This window comes from Xanthomonas sp. 3307 (assembly GCF_014199735.1).
GTDB classification, from domain to species: domain Bacteria; phylum Pseudomonadota; class Gammaproteobacteria; order Xanthomonadales; family Xanthomonadaceae; genus Xanthomonas_A; species Xanthomonas_A rydalmerensis.
The window spans coordinates 330,861-347,376 of sequence record NZ_JACHOG010000003.1; the positions used below are offsets into that span (position 1 = coordinate 330,861).

The 16,516-nt window shown below is 69.5% G+C and carries 11 protein-coding genes; 5 read left to right on the forward strand and 6 right to left on the reverse strand.

The features are described from left to right. Window positions 1–74 precede the first annotated feature (74 nt). Entirely contained in the window at window positions 75–4,265 is a 4,191-nt protein-coding gene (gene hrpA / locus GGR64_RS10070; protein ID WP_184645582.1) for an ATP-dependent RNA helicase HrpA, read from the forward strand. Between the two features lie 678 nt (window positions 4,266–4,943). Here hrpA and GGR64_RS10075 read toward each other — a convergent pair. Beyond that, window positions 4,944–6,719: a chloride channel protein gene (locus GGR64_RS10075; RefSeq protein ID WP_184645584.1), complete on the reverse strand. Its 1,776-nt coding sequence runs from the start codon at window positions 6,717–6,719 to the stop codon at window positions 4,944–4,946. Window positions 6,720–6,730: 11 nt separating this feature from the next. Further along, the gene (locus GGR64_RS10080; RefSeq protein WP_184645586.1) at window positions 6,731–7,243 is read right to left on the reverse strand and encodes a hypothetical protein; all 513 of its coding nucleotides are present in this window, start codon (window positions 7,241–7,243) and stop codon (window positions 6,731–6,733) included. Window positions 7,244–7,522: 279 nt separating this feature from the next. Here GGR64_RS10080 and GGR64_RS10085 point away from each other — a divergent pair, with 279 nt between their 5' ends. The 3 genes from GGR64_RS10085 to GGR64_RS10095 all read left to right on the forward strand — a co-directional run bounded on the left by GGR64_RS10085 (window position 7,523) and on the right by GGR64_RS10095 (window position 10,558). Continuing rightward, the gene (locus tag GGR64_RS10085; protein WP_184446941.1) at window positions 7,523–8,584 is read left to right on the forward strand and encodes a histidine kinase; all 1,062 of its coding nucleotides are present in this window, start codon (window positions 7,523–7,525) and stop codon (window positions 8,582–8,584) included. Further along, window positions 8,581–9,321, forward strand: a complete 741-nt coding sequence (locus GGR64_RS10090; protein WP_160969799.1) for a LytTR family DNA-binding domain-containing protein — start codon at window positions 8,581–8,583, stop codon at window positions 9,319–9,321. The genes GGR64_RS10085 and GGR64_RS10090 overlap by 4 nt, the downstream gene beginning before the upstream one ends. A gap of 103 nt (window positions 9,322–9,424) precedes the next feature. Next, window positions 9,425–10,558: an acyltransferase family protein gene (locus tag GGR64_RS10095; RefSeq protein WP_184645588.1), complete on the forward strand. Its 1,134-nt coding sequence runs from the start codon at window positions 9,425–9,427 to the stop codon at window positions 10,556–10,558. Window positions 10,559–10,748: 190 nt separating this feature from the next. Here the strand turns inward: GGR64_RS10095 and pqqE are convergent, their stop codons facing one another. The 4 genes from pqqE to pqqB are packed head-to-tail and all read right to left on the reverse strand — an operon-like array spanning window position 10,749 to window position 13,822. Beyond that, window positions 10,749–11,870, reverse strand: coding sequence for a pyrroloquinoline quinone biosynthesis protein PqqE (gene pqqE, locus GGR64_RS10100; RefSeq protein ID WP_184645590.1), 1,122 nt, complete (start codon window positions 11,868–11,870; stop codon window positions 10,749–10,751). Next, on the reverse strand, window positions 11,867–12,145 hold the full coding sequence (pqqD, locus tag GGR64_RS10105) for a pyrroloquinoline quinone biosynthesis peptide chaperone PqqD (RefSeq protein WP_160969795.1): 279 nt from the start codon (window positions 12,143–12,145) through the stop codon (window positions 11,867–11,869). The genes pqqE and pqqD overlap by 4 nt, the downstream gene beginning before the upstream one ends. Next, entirely contained in the window at window positions 12,142–12,888 is a 747-nt protein-coding gene (gene pqqC, locus GGR64_RS10110) for a pyrroloquinoline-quinone synthase PqqC (protein WP_184645592.1), read from the reverse strand. Before pqqC ends, pqqD begins: the two co-directional genes overlap by 4 nt. A 34-nt stretch (window positions 12,889–12,922) precedes the next feature. After that, a complete protein-coding gene (pqqB, locus tag GGR64_RS10115; protein WP_184645594.1) occupies window positions 12,923–13,822 on the reverse strand; it encodes a pyrroloquinoline quinone biosynthesis protein PqqB in 900 nt (299 codons plus the stop codon). Between the two features lie 409 nt (window positions 13,823–14,231). Between pqqB and GGR64_RS10125 the strand changes: the two genes are divergently transcribed. Continuing rightward, the gene (locus GGR64_RS10125; RefSeq protein ID WP_160969789.1) at window positions 14,232–16,385 is read left to right on the forward strand and encodes a bifunctional (p)ppGpp synthetase/guanosine-3',5'-bis(diphosphate) 3'-pyrophosphohydrolase; all 2,154 of its coding nucleotides are present in this window, start codon (window positions 14,232–14,234) and stop codon (window positions 16,383–16,385) included. Window positions 16,386–16,516 lie beyond the last annotated feature (131 nt).

Genomic DNA, 16,516 nt, shown 5'->3' on the forward strand with positions numbered 1-16,516 from the left:
TTACGGACGAGATGGCGTCACAATAGACAGACTAAAGCATGTGCTGTGATTCAACGTTCAATGGCATCCGATTGATGAACGCTATCGAAAAACCTTCCGTGCCGGCACGCCTGCGCGAACGCCGCGCCGCGATCGACGGCGCGCTGACCCGCGACCGCGGCCGCTTGCTGGGCCTATGGTCGCGCTGGCAGGCCGCGCCCGGCAATGCCGCGCTGGAAACGGCGTTCGAGCAGGCGCTGCAGACGTCGCAGGCGCGCTGTGCCGCGCGCGCGGCGCAACACCCGGCGATCACCCTCGACCCGCAGTTGCCGATCGCGCGCGAGGCCGAGCGCATCGTCGCGCTGATCCGCGAGCACCAGGTGGTGGTGATCGCCGGCGAGACCGGCTCGGGCAAGACCACGCAGTTGCCGAAGCTGTGCCTGGCCGCCGGTCGCGGCGCCGCCGGCATGATCGGCTGCACCCAGCCGCGGCGCATCGCCGCGCGTGCGGTGGCCAGCCGCGTGGCCGAGGAGCTGCGCACGCCGGTGGGCGAGACGGTGGGCTTCCAGGTGCGCTTCAACGACCGGGTCGGCGAGCAGACCCGGATCAAGTTCATGACCGACGGCATCCTGCTGGCCGAGATCGCCAGCGACCGCTGGCTGTCCAGCTACGACACGATCATCGTCGACGAGGCGCACGAGCGCAGCCTCAACATCGATTTCCTGCTCGGCTATCTGAAGCAGTTGCTGCACAAGCGCCCGGACCTGAAGGTCATCGTGACCTCGGCAACGATCGACACCGCGCGCTTCGCCGCGCATTTCGACGATGCGCCGGTGATCAGCGTGGAAGGCCGTACCTATCCGGTGGAGGTGCGTTATCGGCCGCTTGAGGAGCCGGGATTGGGGAGTGGGGATTTGGGATTGGAAGAAGCGCGCGAGCCCCAACGTTCGCCGCGAACCGCCTCAGCGAATCCCGAATCCCGAATCCCCACTCCCGGCCTCTCAGTCAACGACGCGATCGTGGCGGCGGTGGACGAGATCACCCGGCTGGATCCGCGCGGCGACGTGCTGGTGTTCCTGCCCGGCGAGCGCGAGATCCGCGATGCGCACCATGCGCTGGAACGGCGCAAGTACCGCGAGACCGAGGTACTGCCGCTGTACGCGCGTCTCTCCAATGCCGACCAGGACCGGGTGTTCAACCCCGGCCCGCGCCGGCGCCTGGTGCTGGCCACCAACGTCGCCGAAACCTCGCTGACGGTGCCGCGAATCCGCTACGTGATCGACCCCGGCTATGCGCGGGTCAAGCGCTACAGCCCGCGGCAGAAGCTCGACCGGCTGCACATCGAACCGATCTCGCAGGCCAGCGCCAACCAGCGCAAGGGCCGCTGCGGCCGCATCGCCGAGGGCATCTGCTACCGGTTGTATGCCGAGGCGGATTTCCAGGCGCGGCCGGCGTTCACCGATCCGGAAATCCGCCGCTCCAGCCTGGCCGGGGTGATCCTGCGCATGCTGCAGCTGGGGCTGGGCCGGATCGAGGATTTCCCGTTCCTGGAGCCGCCGGACGAGCGCGCGGTGGCCGATGGCTGGCAGCAGCTGGTGGAACTGGGGGCGGTCGGCGAGCCGGACCGGCATGGCCTGCGCAAGCTCACCGAGATCGGCCGCAAGATGGCGCGGCTGCCGGTGGACGTGAAGCTGGCGCGGATGCTGGTGGCGGCGCAGCAGCACGGCTGCCTGCGGCCGATGCTGGTGATCGCCGCGTTCCTGGGCATCCAGGACCCGCGCGAGCGCCCGCCCGAGGCGCGCGAGGCCGCCGACAACGCGCACGCCAAGTTCGCCGATGCGCGCTCGGAATTCGTCGGCATCCTGCGCCTGTGGGACGGCTACCGGCAGGCGCACGAGGACCTGACCCAATCCAAGCTGCGCGACTGGTGCGGGCGGCATTTCCTCGGCTTCCTACGCATGCGCGAGTGGCGCGAACTGCACCGCCAGTTGCATCTGCTGTGCGCGGAGCTGGGCTGGACCGAGGAACCGGTGGCGGCCTCGCTGCAACCGTTGCTGGCCGGCGCCGCCGCGCCGGCGCCGGCGCGCGATGCCGAGACCGCGGCGCGCGCCACCCGCGGGCAACTGCACCGTGCCGCGCGTCTGGCCCGCGAAGGGCGCAGCGCGCCGAACACGCCCGTGTCGGCGGCGGCCCCGACCCCAGCGCCGGCGCCCGCCGATGCGGGCGAGGCGCCGCGTGCCAGCGAACGCGAGCGCGCCGCGGCCTACCAGGCGTTGCACCGCGCCTTGCTGGCCGGCCTGCCGACACAGGTCGGCCACCGCACCGAAAAGGGCGATTTCCTGGCGCCGCGGCAGCGTCGCTTCCTGCTGTTCCCCGGTTCGGCGCTTGCCCGCAAGCCGCCGCCGTGGGTGCTGCCGGCAACGCTGCTGGACACGCAGAAGGTGTGGGGCCTGACCAACGCCGCGATCGAGCCGGATTGGGTGATCGCCGAGCTGCCGCACCTGCTGGCGCGCAAGCATTTCGATCCGCACTGGTCGCGCGCGCAGGGGCAGGTGCTGGCCTCCGAGCAGATCAGCCTGTTCGGGCTGGTGCTGGCGCCGAAGAAGCCGGTGCACTACGGCCGCATCGATCCGCCCGGCGCGCACGAGCTGTTCGTGCGGCAGGGCCTGGTGCCGGGCGAGATCAACACCCGCGCCAGCTTCGTCGCCGACAACCAGAAAGTGTTGGCGCAGGCGCACGAGGAAGAGGCCAAGCTGCGCCGCGCCGGCATCGTCGCCGACGAGGACTGGCAGGCGCGCTGGTACCTGGACCGGATTCCCGGCGAGATCCACTCCGCCTCCGGCCTGGACGCCTGGTGGAAGGCGCTGGCGCCGGAGCAGCGGCGCACGCTGCACTGGTCGCTCGCCGACCTGCTGCCGGGCGAGGGCAGCGAGGCCGAGCGTTATCCCAAGTACTTCCCGCTGGGCGATGCGCGGCTGCCGCTGCACTACCGGTTCGAACCGGGCGCGGCCGACGACGGCGTGACCCTGGAGGTGCCGGTGCATCTGCTCAACGCGCTGGACCCGACGCGGCTGTCGTGGTTGGCGCCGGGCTTCGTCACCGACAAGGCGGCGGCGCTGATCCGCAGCCTGCCCAAGGCGCTGCGGCGCAACTACGTGCCGGCGCCGGACTTCGCCCGTGCGTTCTCCGAGGCGTTCCCGCAGCCCAGCGCCGACGATCTCCGCGGCGAGCTGGCGCGCTTCCTGCAGCGTGCCACCGGTGCGCCGCTGAGCGCGCTGGAGTTCGACGAGAGCACGCTGGAGCCGCATCTGCGCATGAACCTGCGCCTGCGCGACGATGCCGGCAAGGTGCTGGCCGAATCGCGCGACCTGGACGCGCTGCGTGCGCGCTTCGGCGAACGCGCCGGGCAAGCCTTCGCCGCGCGGGCCGGCCGCGCCATGGCCGCGACCGGGCTGCGCGAGTTCCCGGCGACGCCGATCCCGCAGCAGGTCCCCGGCGAAGCCGGGGTGCCGGCCTATCCGGCCCTGGTGGACGAGGGCGACAGCGCCGCGCTGCGCATCTTCGCCGACCGTGCGCAGGCCGAGGCGGCGCATCCGCGTGGCGTGCGCCGGCTGCTGGAGATCGCCCTGGCCGACAAGGTCAAGCAGGCGCGCAAGCAGTTGCCGGTGTCGCCCAAGACCGGGCTGCTGTATGCGGCGATCGAGTCGCAGGAACGCCTGCGCGGGGATCTGGTGGAGGCGGCCTTGAATGCGCTGCTGGAGCAGGGGCTGGAGGCGATCCGCGACGCGGACAGTTTCGCCCAGCGTCGCGATGCCGCCGCCAAGCAGCTGTTCGGCGAGGCGATGGAGCGGCTGAAGCTGGCCGAGGCGATCATGGGCGCGGCCGCCGAGTTGAAGCCGCAACTGGAATCGCCGCTGATGGGCTGGGCCAGCGGCAACCTCGACGACCTGCGCGCGCAATTGGCGGCGCTGCTGCATGCGGGCTTCCTGCGCGAGACCCCGGCCACCGCGCTGGCGCAGTTCCCGCGCTATCTGCGGGCAATGATCCTGCGCGCCGAACGCGCCAAGCGCGATCCGGCTCGCGACCAGGCGCGCATGCTGGAGCTGAAGCCCTTCGTCGACGCACTGGCCGACGCGGCCGCGGCCGGCCGCAGCGGCGATCCACAGTGGCAGGCGCTGCGTTGGGACCTGGAAGAACTGCGCGTGTCGCTGTTCGCGCAGGAGCTGGGTGCCCGCGCGGGCATTTCGGCCAAGAAGCTGGCGCAGCGGGTGGCTGGACTGCGGTGATTCGGGAGTGGGGATTGGGGATTGGTGGCGGGGTTTCCGCGCTGTTTTCGGGTTGTCCGTGATGACCGCGCTGCCGGCGTTGGCAGCTTTCTTGTGGGAAGGACCGCAGCCCCGACGCTAAGGCGGCGATGCGTCGGGGCTGAAGCCCCTCCCACAAAAGAGATAGGCCGCCTGGGTGTGGTGACGGCCAACCGCCCTGCAACGATTCGTCGTTCTCGCTCCTGCGAATGCAGCAGATCGCAGTGGAATCGTGCCGATACCGTCGTAGGAGCGGCTTCAGCCGCGACCATGTGGGTGCCATGCGTCGCGGCTGAAGCCGCTCCTACGGGTCCGTCGCGTGCTGTCGCGTTCAGCGCATCGGTGTCGCTCGTTGTGGGAGGGACTTCAGTCCCGACGCTTCTGGCGGCAATGCGTCGGGACTGAAGTCCCTCCCACAAAAGAAATGCGCCGGGTCGAGTAACAAGCTACTTGCGCTGCAATGGCGCGTCTTTTTGGTGCCAAGCACCGAGGCGGTCAGTATCTTGCTGCTGCGCTGGTAAGAGCGGCTTCAGCCGCGACGCATGGCACCAACACGGTCGCGGCTGAAGCTGCTCCTACGACATGCGGTGGCTGCCCTGCGACGCTTCAGCCTGCAGGAATGCTGCGAATCCCCACTCCCAAATCCCCAATCCCCGCCCCTCAATCATCTACCCGCTCGCCCATCAGCTCGCGCTGGCGCTTGTCCAGTTCCTCGGCGTAGCGCTTGCGCACGAAGCTTTCGCTGAGCACGCCCAGCACCTTGCCCTGTTCGTCGACCACCGCCAGTTCGTCGCTCTGGGTCAGGTCGAACTGGCGCATGGCGGTGACCACGTCGGTGTCGGCGGGCAGGGCCACGTCGCGGTTGCCGGCGTAGTCGACGATGGCTGCGTCGGCGTTGACGCCGTCGGCATAGGCGGCGGCCAGGGTGACCAGGCCGGCGTAGTGGCCGCTCTCGTCCTCCAGCACCACGCGGGTGCCCGAGCCGAGCGGGAAGCGGCGGCGGAACTCGGCCACGCTGGTGGTGGCGGCCAGCGGATGCACGTCCTTCTGCATCATCCGCCCGGCACTCAGGTGCTTGACCCAGCCCACGTCGCGCGCGCTCCTGATGGTTTCGCCGCGCAGGTGCAGGCGCCAGGTGGAGAACGAGTAGCCGAAGATCTGGCGGACGATGGTGTTGGCCACCAGCACGGCGACCATCACCGCGCTGGCCAGTACGAAATCGTGGGTGCCTTCCAGCACCAGCATCGCCATCGTCATCGGCGCGCCGATCACCGCGGCGGCCATCGCCGCCATGCCGGCCAGCGACGCGGCCGTGCCGTCGACCAGGGCCATGCCGCTGCCGAGATTCAGCACGCCGGCGAACAGCCCGCCGACCAGCGACCCCATGAACAGCGAGGCGAAGAACAGGCCGCCGCGGAAGCCGAAGCCCAGCGAGATGGCCGAACCCAGGCACTTGAGCAGCAACAGGATGCCCAGCCAGCGCAATGAGGTCGGGCTGGTCAGGTCCAGGTGCAGTGCGCCGTGGCCGGAGGACAGCACCTGCGGGGTGATCAGCGCCAGCGGAATCAGCAGCAGACCGCCGGCGACTGGGCGCGCCCAGCGCGGCAGCGGGCTGTGGTTGATGGCCTGTTCGATCGCGCCGATCAGGCGCATCACCGCGACCGCCAGCAGGGCGCAGAGCACGCCCAGCAGCGCGTACAGCACGTAGTCGCGCGCCTCCAGCGCCGAGGCCGCCGAGGCCGGCAGCAGGTACGGCTGCACCCCGGCCAGTTGCGACACGAACACCGCGCCCAGCGAGGCCACCGCCACCGGCGCCAGTGCCGACGGCGAGTACGCGCCGATCACGATCTCGAACGCATAGAACGCCCCGGCCAGCGGCGCACCGAAGGCGGCGGCAATGGCCGCGCCGGCACCGGCGCCGACCAGGGTGCGGATGTCGGCACGGCGCAGTCGCAGTACCCGGCCCAGATGCGAGCCGCTGCCGGCGCCCATCTGCGTATACGCCGCTTCCAGGCCGACCGAGGCGCCGACGCCGTTGGAGAACAGGGTCTGCACGGAGACGATCAGATTGTCGCGCATCGACATGCGTCCGCCGTACAGCGCGTTGGCTTCGACGGCGTCGACCAGTTGGCGCTTGCGCGCGCGCGCGGCCATGCCGAGCAGGCCCACCAGCAGCCCGCCCAGCGGCAGCACCAGCAACTGCTGCACGCTCAGGTCCGACATGGCGCTGAGCCGCTCGTCGGCCTCCAGGCCATACAGCCAGGCCTGCGCACCATGCGCCAGGCTGCTCTGCAGCAGGGTCAGCAGGCCGGCGATCACCCCGACCAGCAGCGCTAGGGCGATGAACCACACATCGCTGGCGCGCAGGCGCCGGCGCAGCGCATCGGCGAGGCTGTGCGAGGCGTCGGCCAGACCCGGCCGCGGACGCAGGTTCACGACACGCGTTCCTATTTGACGCGACGAACTTTGGCGCGGGTGTTGTAGTTGTCGATCTGCATGTACCACACGCCCATGATCCCGGGGGTGATCTTCACCTTGGGCGCGCTGCGGTGCACGCCGGGCAGGCTCGCCGCTTCGGTCTGCTCCCACTCCTGGCCATTGGCCAGTACGTACTTGCGGCCCTTGGCGAAGCCGGAGAACTCGCCAACCAGAGTGCTCTCGATCGGCTCGGCGCTGCCGAAGTCGAAGAAGCCGCGGTTCTTGGTGATCACCTCGCGGCGTCCTTCCTCCTTGGCCTTTTCCAGCGCCACCGCGGTTTCCTTGGCGACCTTGCCCTGCAACCAGTCGTTCAGCGCGGCCAGTTCCTGCGGGGACAGCTTGTCCAGCCCGGCGGCCTTGAATTCCTGCGGCGACATCTGCGTCTGCAGATCGCCGGAGACGGTGCGCTGGGCGAGTGCCGGGGTTGCGGACACGGCGAGCGCCGCGCACAGGGCCAGGGGGGCGAGACGCGCAAGGGACATGGCGGGGATCCGGGCAGTGGGATGCGCCGTAGTGTAGTCGCAAGCGCGCGGTGTCTGACGCCCGCGGCGGCCAATCGGCCCAGCCCCGGGTCCGTTCGCGTCGCCAGATGCCGGTCGATGGGTGCCACGGCGCTTGTCCACGCAATCGGCCCTTTCGCCCCGCATATGTCCCGCTCGCCCCACAGGGCACGTCCGCCTGGAACGCCGTGGGTACACTTGCCGATCATGAACCCGCCCTCTTGTCCGCCACGGGCAGGCGCCCTCGCTGCCAGCGGTGCGATGTCCACTCCGAAAGCGCTGACCGGGTTGTGGGTGGCGTTCTGGCTGCTCATGATCGGCGTGTCCGTGCAGGAGCGCCTGAGCAACCCGCAGACCCACTGGTGGGAAGGGGTGCTGTCGGAGGGAAGTTCCGCGGTGGTCGCGACCGGCTGGATCTGGCTCGCTGTGCGCGTGCGCGGACGTTATGCGGCCTATCTGGACCGGCCGCTGATCTGGTTCGGCAGCTACCTGCGCTGGTTGCCGGTGATCGCCGTCACCTTCATCGTGGCGGTGTATGCGCTGCGGCACGGGATCTATGCCGCAATGGGCTTCACCTACGAGCATCCGGGCTGGCGCTCCCTGTTCGTGTACGAGACCACCAAGCTGAGCGTCTTTGTCGGCCTGTGGCTGGGGATTCTGTTCGGACTCGAGTCCCATGACCAGTGGCAACTGCAGCGGAACCGTCTGCTGCAGACGCAGAAGGCGCTGGCCGAGGCACAGCTGGCGCAGCTTCAGGGGCAGCTGCGGCCGCATTTCCTGTTCAACGCGCTCAATACGGTCTCCTCCGTGATGCACAGCGACGTGGAACGCGCCGACCGCCTGCTGGCCGCACTCGGCGACCTGCTGCGCACCAGCCTTGGCACCATCGAGAACGAGATGACGCCGCTGTCCGCGGAACTGCGCACACTCGAGCGCTATGCGGACATCATGCGCGAGAGGTTCCGCGATCGGGTGACGCTGACATGGCAGGTGGACCCCACACTGCTCGATGCCAGTGTCCCTGCGCTCCTGCTGCAGCCCTTACTGGAGAACGCGTTCAAACATGCCGTCGAGCCCACGTTGGTGCCCGTCGCCATTGCGGTCAGTGCGCGACACGCAGGCGGCTCGCTGGAGATCGTGGTCCACAATTCCTGCTCCGCCCTGCCGGCGTCGGCGCCGGGGACGCAGGACGGGGTGGGGTTACGCACCTGCCGGGCGCGCCTGGGCATCCTCTACGGCGCTGCCGCCTCCTTGATTGTGCGTAACGAAGGCGACGGCGTTGCCGCGCGCGTCTCGATCCCGCTGGCGGAGCCCAGGCGATGATCCGCGCCGTGATCGCCGACGACGAAGCGCCCGCGCGCGAAAAGCTCGAGCGCTGGTTGGCGGAGCAGCCCGGCATCGCGGTGGTCGGATCGGCCGAGGACGGATTGTCCGCGGCCCTGTGCATCAAGCAGCAGCGCCCGCACGTGGCCTTTCTCGACATCCAGATGCCGACGCTGTCTGGGCTGCAGGTCGCGGCGCAGCTCGAGCCGTCGAGCGCGCCGCTGATCGTGTTCGTGACCGCCTTCGATGCGCATGCCGTGAAGGCGTTCGACCTCAATGCGATCGACTACCTGCTCAAGCCTTACGACCGCGACCGGCTCGCGCTGACCGTGCAGCGTGTGCGCGAGCGGCTCAGCGCGCACGAGTCCGGGGCCGCGGCGGTGGCGATGGGACGCGCGCGCACCCCTGCATGCGAGCGCCTGCTGGTGCCCGATGGCGAGCGGCTACAGCTGATCGATGCGACCTCGATCGAATGGCTGGAGGCAGACGGCAACTACGTGCATGTGCATACCCCCGCGCGCACCTATCTGATGCGCAGGACGCTGCAGGACCTGCTGGCGCAGCTGGGCGAACAGCGCTTCGTCCGCATCCACCGGTCGGCCGCGGCGAACCTCGCCTGCATTGGATCGCTGACGCCGCTGTTCAAGGGCGACTACGACCTCCATCTCCGCAACGGCCGCACCCTGCGGCTCAGCCGGCGCTATCGCGACGCCTTGTTCGCGCGCATGGGCGGGTAGCGTCCGCCTCGCCCCGGCGGGCCTCCTTTCACCCCAAATCCGCTGCTGGCCGGCTGCCGTTCGCTCAGGCTCCCCGGTATCGCGGAGAACAGGGGCCCAATCGATGCTTGCCACCACACGCCCGCAGGAGCGTTACGATTTCCTGGACTGGTTGCGCGTCATCGCCATTTTCGTCCTGTTCTTCTTCCATACCGGGATGATCTTCGTCGGCTGGGGCTGGCATATCGTCAACAGCCAGACCATTCCGTCGCTGCAATGGCCGATGGATATCGCCCACCGCTTGCGCATGCCGTTGCTGTTCGTCGTCGCAGGGGCCGGCATGTGGTTCGCGCTGCAGCGGCGCAGTACCGGGCAGTTCCTGCAGGAACGGACGAAGAAGCTGCTTTTGCCGCTGATCGTCGGCATGTTCCTGGTCGTGCCGCCGCAGATCTACTACGAGCGGCTGCTGCATGGACAATGGAGCGGACGCTATCTGGATTTCTACCTGACACGCGTTCTGCAATTGAAGTTCTACCCGGCCGGGGATTTCGGCTGGCACCATCTATGGTTCATCCTGTACCTCTACGCGTACGTCCTGTTGCTGCTTCCCGGGATGCTGTGGTGGAGGCGAGCCGCAAGGCAGATCGTGCCAGGAACGTGGCTGTTCCTGCTGGGAATTCCGCTCGGCATCAACGAAGCCCTGCTGAAGCCGCGGTTCCCGGAGACGCACAATTTCGTCAGCGATTGGTACATCTTCGGCCAATACCTGCTGCTGACGGTATATGGATACTTCATGGCATCCATGCCCGGTGTCTGGAAGTGGCTCTCCGATATGCGCAGGTGGTCGCTGGTCCTGGGGCTGGCGGCGTTCTTCTTGTTGATCTCGCTGTTCAGTCTGGGGGTCATCGAGCACGACTCCCTGATCGATCAGGTGGGCGCCAATGTCTTCACCTGGCTGTGGATGATGGTGTTTCTCGGTTACGGCTACCGCTATCTCTCGCGGACGAACCGGTTGCTTGCCTGGGCGAAAGACGCCAGCTATCCCGTTTACATCCTGCACCAGACGATCATTGTCATCCTCGGCTACTACGTCATCCAGTGTTCGTGGGGGCCCTGGATCAAATACGTCGTCATCCTGCTCCTCAGCATGGCCGCGTGCCTTGTGCTCTACGAGGGAAGCCTGCGCAGGTTTGCATGGCTGCGCCTGGTTTTCGGGATGAGGGAAAAGCTTCCGCGCCCCGGTCGTCTTTCGAAATGACGTTGCTTTTTGCCGCCTGTACTTTCCATCGTGGGTGCCGGCGCCGAAGAAGCCGTGGTTCTTCAACTTGGAAGCCAGGCGCGCAATGGCCGTGGCGGCAATCCGGGCAGCGGAATGCGCTGCAATGTAGCCGCACGTCGTGACGGCGCGTAGCCGGCAAGATTGCCGCCGGCCACGCCGGCTCGACAGCTCAGTCGTCGTTGGCGGCGGCTGTGGCCGGCGCGCGCGGCGGCCGCCGGTACACGAAGGCCGGTGCCGGCGCGGCGGCCTCGCGCTGCGCCAGCGCCTGCAGCGCGGCGTGCGCCGGGGCGCGTTCGCAGACCGGGTCCAGCGTGGCGGCGTCGCCGCTCAGCGCCAGCGCCTGGCAGCGGCAGCCGCCCCAGTCGATCTCGCGCTTCGGGCAGCCCTGGCACACCTCCGGCATCCACGCGCTGCCGCGGAAGCGCACGAAGGCCTCGCCGTCTTCCCAGATCGCCGCCAGCGGGCGCGTGCGCAGGTTCTCGAACACCATGTCCGGCAGGGTCTCGGCGGCATGGCAGGGCAGCACGTCGCCGCGCGGGGAGATGTTGACGAAGCGCTGGCCCCAGCCGCCCATGCAGGCCTTGGGCCGGTGCGCGTAGTAGTCGGGGGTGACGAAATCGATGTGCAGGCGGTCCTGCAGCCGCTGGCGGGCGGCGTCCACCACGGCGACAGTGGCGTCGATCTGCGCGCGGCTGGGCATCAGCGCGGCGCGATTGCGCAGGCCCCAGCCGTAGTATTGGGTATGGGCCACTTCCAGGCGTTCGGCGCCGAGGTCCAGCGCCAGCTCGATCATCGCCGGCACGCGTTCGGCGTTGTGGCGGTGGATCACCGCATTGATCGTCAGCGGCAAGTCGAGGGCGCGCACTGCCGCGGCGAACGCGCGCTTCTTCGCCAGGCTGTCGCGGTAGCCGGCGATGCGGTCGGCACCGGCGGCGTCGGCGTCCTGGATGCTCAACTGCACGTGTTCCAGCCCGGCCGCGGCCAGGGCGGCCAGCATCGGCGCGCCGCCGGCCACGCCGGAGGTGATGAGGTTGCTGTACAGGCCCAGCGCGCGCGCATGCGCGACCAGCGCGGGCAGATCCTTGCGCAGCATCGGTTCGCCGCCGGAGAAATGCGCCTGCAGCACGCCCATCGCCGCGGCCTGGTCCAGCGCCGAGCGCCAGCCAGCGGTGTCCAGTTCCTCGCGCAGGCCGGCCAGTTCGATGGGGTTGGAGCAGTACGGGCAGGCCAGCGGGCAGCGGTGGGTCAGCTCCAGCAGGATCGACAGCGGCGGCGGCACCGGCGCGCTCATGCGCGCAGCAACCGCTTGGCGTGCAACTGCTGCGCCAGCTCGCACACGTCGCGTGCGACCTCGTCCGGCTCGGCCTCGAATTCGGCGGCCAGTTCCGCGGCGATCGTCGCCAGGCTGCGATTGCCATCGCAGCGCGAGACGATGGCGTGGGCAATCTCGTCCAGTTCGATCACCCGCTCCGGCGCCAGCAACACCCACTGCGCGCGGGCGCGGTCGTGCTGCAGGCGCACGCCGGCGGCGAGCCGTGGCTGGCTGCTGGCGTCCAGTACGCTCATGCCGGGGCCTGCGCCGGGTCCGGGGCGAATGCGTCCGGCCAGGCCACGCCCGGCTGCACGTAGGCGAAGTGCAGCGCATCCAGTTGCGACCACAGCACGCCGCACTTGAAGCGCAACGCGTCCTGCACCAGTTGCTGCTTCTCCACGGTGTCGGCGTGGCGCTTGACGTAGTCGAGGGCGAAGTCCGAATCGCGCGGCGCCTCGTGCAGGCGATGCTCGAAGTACGCCAGTGCCTCGCGCGAGACGAAATCGTAGTGCTGCAGCATGCCGGCGACGCGGTGGCTGATGATGCCCGGCGCGAACAGTTCGGTGAGCGACGACGCGATGGACTCGAGCAGGCTCTTTTCGCGCACGAAGTGCAGGTAGCCCTGCACCGCGAAGCGGGTGCCGGGCAGCAGGCCGCGGCCGGACTGCACCAACTCGCGATCCAATCCCAGCGCGTCGGTCAGGTGCAGCCAGCGGGCGATGCCGCCTTCGCCGTCGGCGCTGCCGTCGTGGTCGACGATGCGCTGGCGCCAGATCCGGCGCAGCGCCGGGTCGTCCATGCGCGCCAGGATCGCCGCGTCCTTGAGCGGGATGCAGCGCTGGTACTCGTAGCGGTTCAGCGCCCAGGCCTGGACCTGGCCGCGGTTCAGGCGCCCGCTGTGCAGCAGGGCGTGGAAGGGATGCTGGTCGTGGTACAGCCGCGCGCCGATCGCGCGCAGCGCGGTTTCCAGCTGCTCGGGGCTGAGCAATGTGGTCACGGGCTCGGTCTCGCAGGGGCTGTGTGGTGCGGGATCACAGTGCGATCTCCATGCCGTCGTGGGCCACGTCCCAGCCGTGCGCGGCGACCGTGGCGCGCTCGGGGGAGCCGGCGTCGAGGATCGGGTTGGTGGTGTTGATGTGGATGAAGACCTTGCGTGCCACCTGCAGGTCGGCGAAGGCGCGCAGGGTGCCCGCCTCGCCATCGATGCTCATGTGGCCCATGCGCTGGCCGGTCTTGGCGCTGACGCCGAGCTGCACCAGTTCGTCGTCGCGCCACAGGGTGCCGTCGAAGAACACCAGCTCGGCGCCGCGCAGGCGCTCGCGCAGGGCATCGGTCAATACGGCGCAGCCGGGGATGTAGTGCACGCGGTGCCGGCCGTCGTCGATGGTCAGGCCCAGCGTCTCCTCGGCGGAGCCGGCCAGGTCGCCGCTGTGGCGGCTTTCCATGAACAGCGGCACCTTGCCCGGCACCGCGAACGGCGTGACCTGCAGCCCCAGCAGCGACAGCGGCGTGTCCAGGGCGAAGGGGTGGCGATGCACGTAGGCCGGGTGCAGCGCGTCGAACACCGGGTTCTGCGCCAGCAGCTCGAGCACACGGCCACTGGCGTACAGGTCGAAGCGCTGGCTTTCGCGCATCGACAGCAGGCCGGCGATATGGTCGATCTCGCCGCTGGTCAGCAGCACCGCCTCGATCGGCGAATGGCGCTGCTCGCGCTGCGGCCACAGCGCTGGGGTGGCCAGCACCTGCTGGCGAAAATCGGGCGAGGCGTTGATCAGCAGCCAGCGCTGGCGGTCGACGCTGACCGCGATGCTGGCCTGGGTACGGCGTTGGGCACCCGGATGTTGCTGCCACGCGCGTTGGCTCGCGGGCGTGTGGCAGTTCCACTGCGGGTGCCCTCCGCCTGCCGCCGATCCCAATACGATGAGGTGCATCCGGTCTCCGTCTTTAGCGCATGGCCGGTCGCGCGTCGGTCGCGGGAAGGGAGGAGCGCGCGGGTCAGAGCTCGCCGGAGGCGTAGCAGTTGATTTCCGCGCCGACGCAGATCTCGCGGATCACAGGCTTGTTCCACTTCTTCATGTGCGTTCCTCTTCGAGTCGGTCTAGGGGTCGACGGCCGCGGCGCATGCAGGACAGAAGCGGGTGGCCGTCGCGCTCGAGCATAGGCGCGGGGGTTGGGGCGGTTGTGAAATTCCGGTAAAAGCGCCGCAAGTCGCAACCGGGTCACAGTGAGCTGGCGGTGCGTATCTGCGCCGCACGCCGCGGGCGCGCCGTCGGCGCAATTGTGAGAACGCGCACAAGCGCGCTAGTGTAGGCGGCACCGTTTCGTCGACTGCGTCCGTCCTTGAACCACACCGCCCACTCCGGCCTGGAGGCGTTGCTGCAGCGCCCGGCGGCCGCGACCCTGGCGCCCGCCCTGCGCGCGGCGCTGTTGCAAGCCTGGCAGGACCAGCCCGAGCCACCGCGGCTGCCGTGGCCGGTGCTGGCCGATACCCTGGACGCGCTGGCGCTGCTGTCCGCCGACGAGGCCGCGCTGCTGGCCGCGCTGCTGTTCGACCTGCCGGGCCTGCGCGCACAGTTGCCGCAGCTGCCGGTGGAACCGCCGGCACGGGCGCAGGCGGTCACCGGGTTGCTGGACGCGCAGGACGCCGCCGACCAGGTGTGGGCGCTGCACGCCGGGCGCGAGGCCGGGCGCAACAGCGAGGGCCTGCGCCGGCTGCTGCTGTCGATCGTGCAGGACCTGCGGGTGGTGCCGATCCTGCTAGCGCGGCAATTGGCGCAGATGCGGGTGGCCGACAAGGCACCGGAGGCGCAGCGCCGCGCGCTTGCCCAGCTCACCCGCGACATCCACGCGCCGCTGGCCAACCGCCTGGGCATCTGGCAGCTGAAATGGGAGCTGGAGGACCTGGCGTTCCGGCACCTGGAGCCGGACACCTACCGGCGCATCGCCCGCGAGGTCGACGAGAGCCGGGTGGCGCGGGAGCGCTACATCGAGGCGGTCAAGAAGATCCTGTCCAAGGCGCTGGCCGAGCAGGGCCTGCGCGCGGAGATCAGCGGGCGGCCCAAGCACATCTACAGCATCTGGCGGAAGATGCAGAAGAAGCGCCTGGCCTTCGACCAGCTCTACGACCTGCGCGCGGTGCGGGTGATGGTCGACGACGTCGCCGCCTGCTATGCGGCACTGGGCGTGGTGCACGCGCTGTGGGCGCCGGTGCCCAGCGAGTTCGACGACTACATCGCCCGGCCCAAGGCCAACGACTACCGCTCGCTGCACACCGCGGTGGTCGGCCCGGAAGGGCGCACGATCGAGGTGCAGATCCGCACCCACGACATGCACGCGCAGGCCGAGCTGGGCGTGGCCGCGCACTGGAAATACAAGGAAGGCGGCAAGGGCGCGGAGAAGGCGTTCGATCGCAAGATCACCTGGATGCGGCAGCTGCTGGAGCAGTCGCAGGACGGCGAGCAGGGTGGGCTGGCCGGGGCGCTGGACGCCGAGCTGGTTGAGGACCGGGTCTATGCGTTGACCCCGATGGGCGAGGTGATCGACCTGCCGCAGGGCGCCACCCCGCTGGATTTCGCCTACCACGTGCACACCATGGTCGGGCACCGCTGCCGCGGCGCCAAGGTCAACAACCGCATCGTGCCGCTGACCCACAAGTTGCGCAGCGGCGACCGCGTGGAGATCCTCACCGGCAAGGAAGCCGAGCCGCGCCGCGACTGGCTGTTGCCGGCCAATGGCTACCTGGCCAGCGGACGCTCGCGCGACAAGGTGCGTGCCTGGTTCCACAAGCTCGACCGCGCGCGCAACGTGCAGGCCGGCAAGGAACTGCTGGAACGCGAACTCAAGCGCCTGGGACTGCAGCAGGCCGACTTGTTGCCGGCGGCGAAGAAGTTCCATGCCGATGGCGTGGAGGAGCTGTACATCCAGGTCGCGCTGGGCGACGTCGGCCCCAGCCAGGTCGGGCGCGCCCTGCACGAGGCCGAGCGCGCCGCGGCGCAGCCGGCCGCGCCGGCCATGCCACGGCCGACCGCCCGCCGCACCGGGCTGGGCAAGTCCAAGTTCACCGTGCAGGGCGTGGGCAATCTGCTGGTGCAGCTGGCGCGCTGCTGCCAGCCGGTGGCCGGCGAGCCGATCGCCGGCTACCTGACCCGCACCCGCGGCGTCACCGTGCACCGCAGCGACTGCGCGGCATTCGCGCGGCTCGCCGCGGGCAACCCGCAGCGCGTGCTGCCGGTGGAGTGGGGCCAGGCCGGCGGCGGCTACGAGGTCGACGTGCTGGTGCGCGCGGTGGACCGGCGCTGGCTGCTGAAGGACATCACCAACCTGATCGCCCAGGAAGAGGCGCACGTGCTGGAGATCAACAGCGACAACGTGCGCGACAGCGGCCTGGCGCAACTGCGGTTGCGGCTGAAGGTAGGCGATTACGGGCAACTGTCCACCTTGCTCGGCAAGCTCGATGCGCTGCCGGGCGTGCACGAGGCGCGGCGGCTGGGCTGAGGCGGCTGCGGGGGCGGCCTCAGGCTTGCCTGCGGCCGGTCCGCCAACCAGGTGGGTGGCTGGCGCGACGCACAGCTGTTCGTCATCGGCGCACCGCTAAGCTTGCGCGGTGAGCATGCCGCCAGATCAGG

Excerpts from the sequence above, each read along its gene's own strand:
- pqqD (WP_160969795.1), bottom strand. The coding sequence starts at position 12,145 with ATGAGCGTACTGGACGCCAGCAGCCAGCCACGGCTCGCCGCCGGCGTG.
- hrpA (WP_184645582.1), top strand. The coding sequence starts at position 75 with ATGAACGCTATCGAAAAACCTTCCGTGCCGGCACGCCTGCGCGAACGC.
- GGR64_RS10080 (WP_184645586.1), bottom strand. The coding sequence starts at position 7,243 with ATGTCCCTTGCGCGTCTCGCCCCCCTGGCCCTGTGCGCGGCGCTCGCC.
- GGR64_RS10090 (WP_160969799.1), top strand. The coding sequence starts at position 8,581 with ATGATCCGCGCCGTGATCGCCGACGACGAAGCGCCCGCGCGCGAAAAG.
- pqqE (WP_184645590.1), bottom strand. The coding sequence starts at position 11,870 with ATGAGCGCGCCGGTGCCGCCGCCGCTGTCGATCCTGCTGGAGCTGACC.
- GGR64_RS10095 (WP_184645588.1), top strand. The coding sequence starts at position 9,425 with ATGCTTGCCACCACACGCCCGCAGGAGCGTTACGATTTCCTGGACTGG.
- GGR64_RS10085 (WP_184446941.1), top strand. The coding sequence starts at position 7,523 with ATGTCCACTCCGAAAGCGCTGACCGGGTTGTGGGTGGCGTTCTGGCTG.
- pqqB (WP_184645594.1), bottom strand. The coding sequence starts at position 13,822 with ATGCACCTCATCGTATTGGGATCGGCGGCAGGCGGAGGGCACCCGCAG.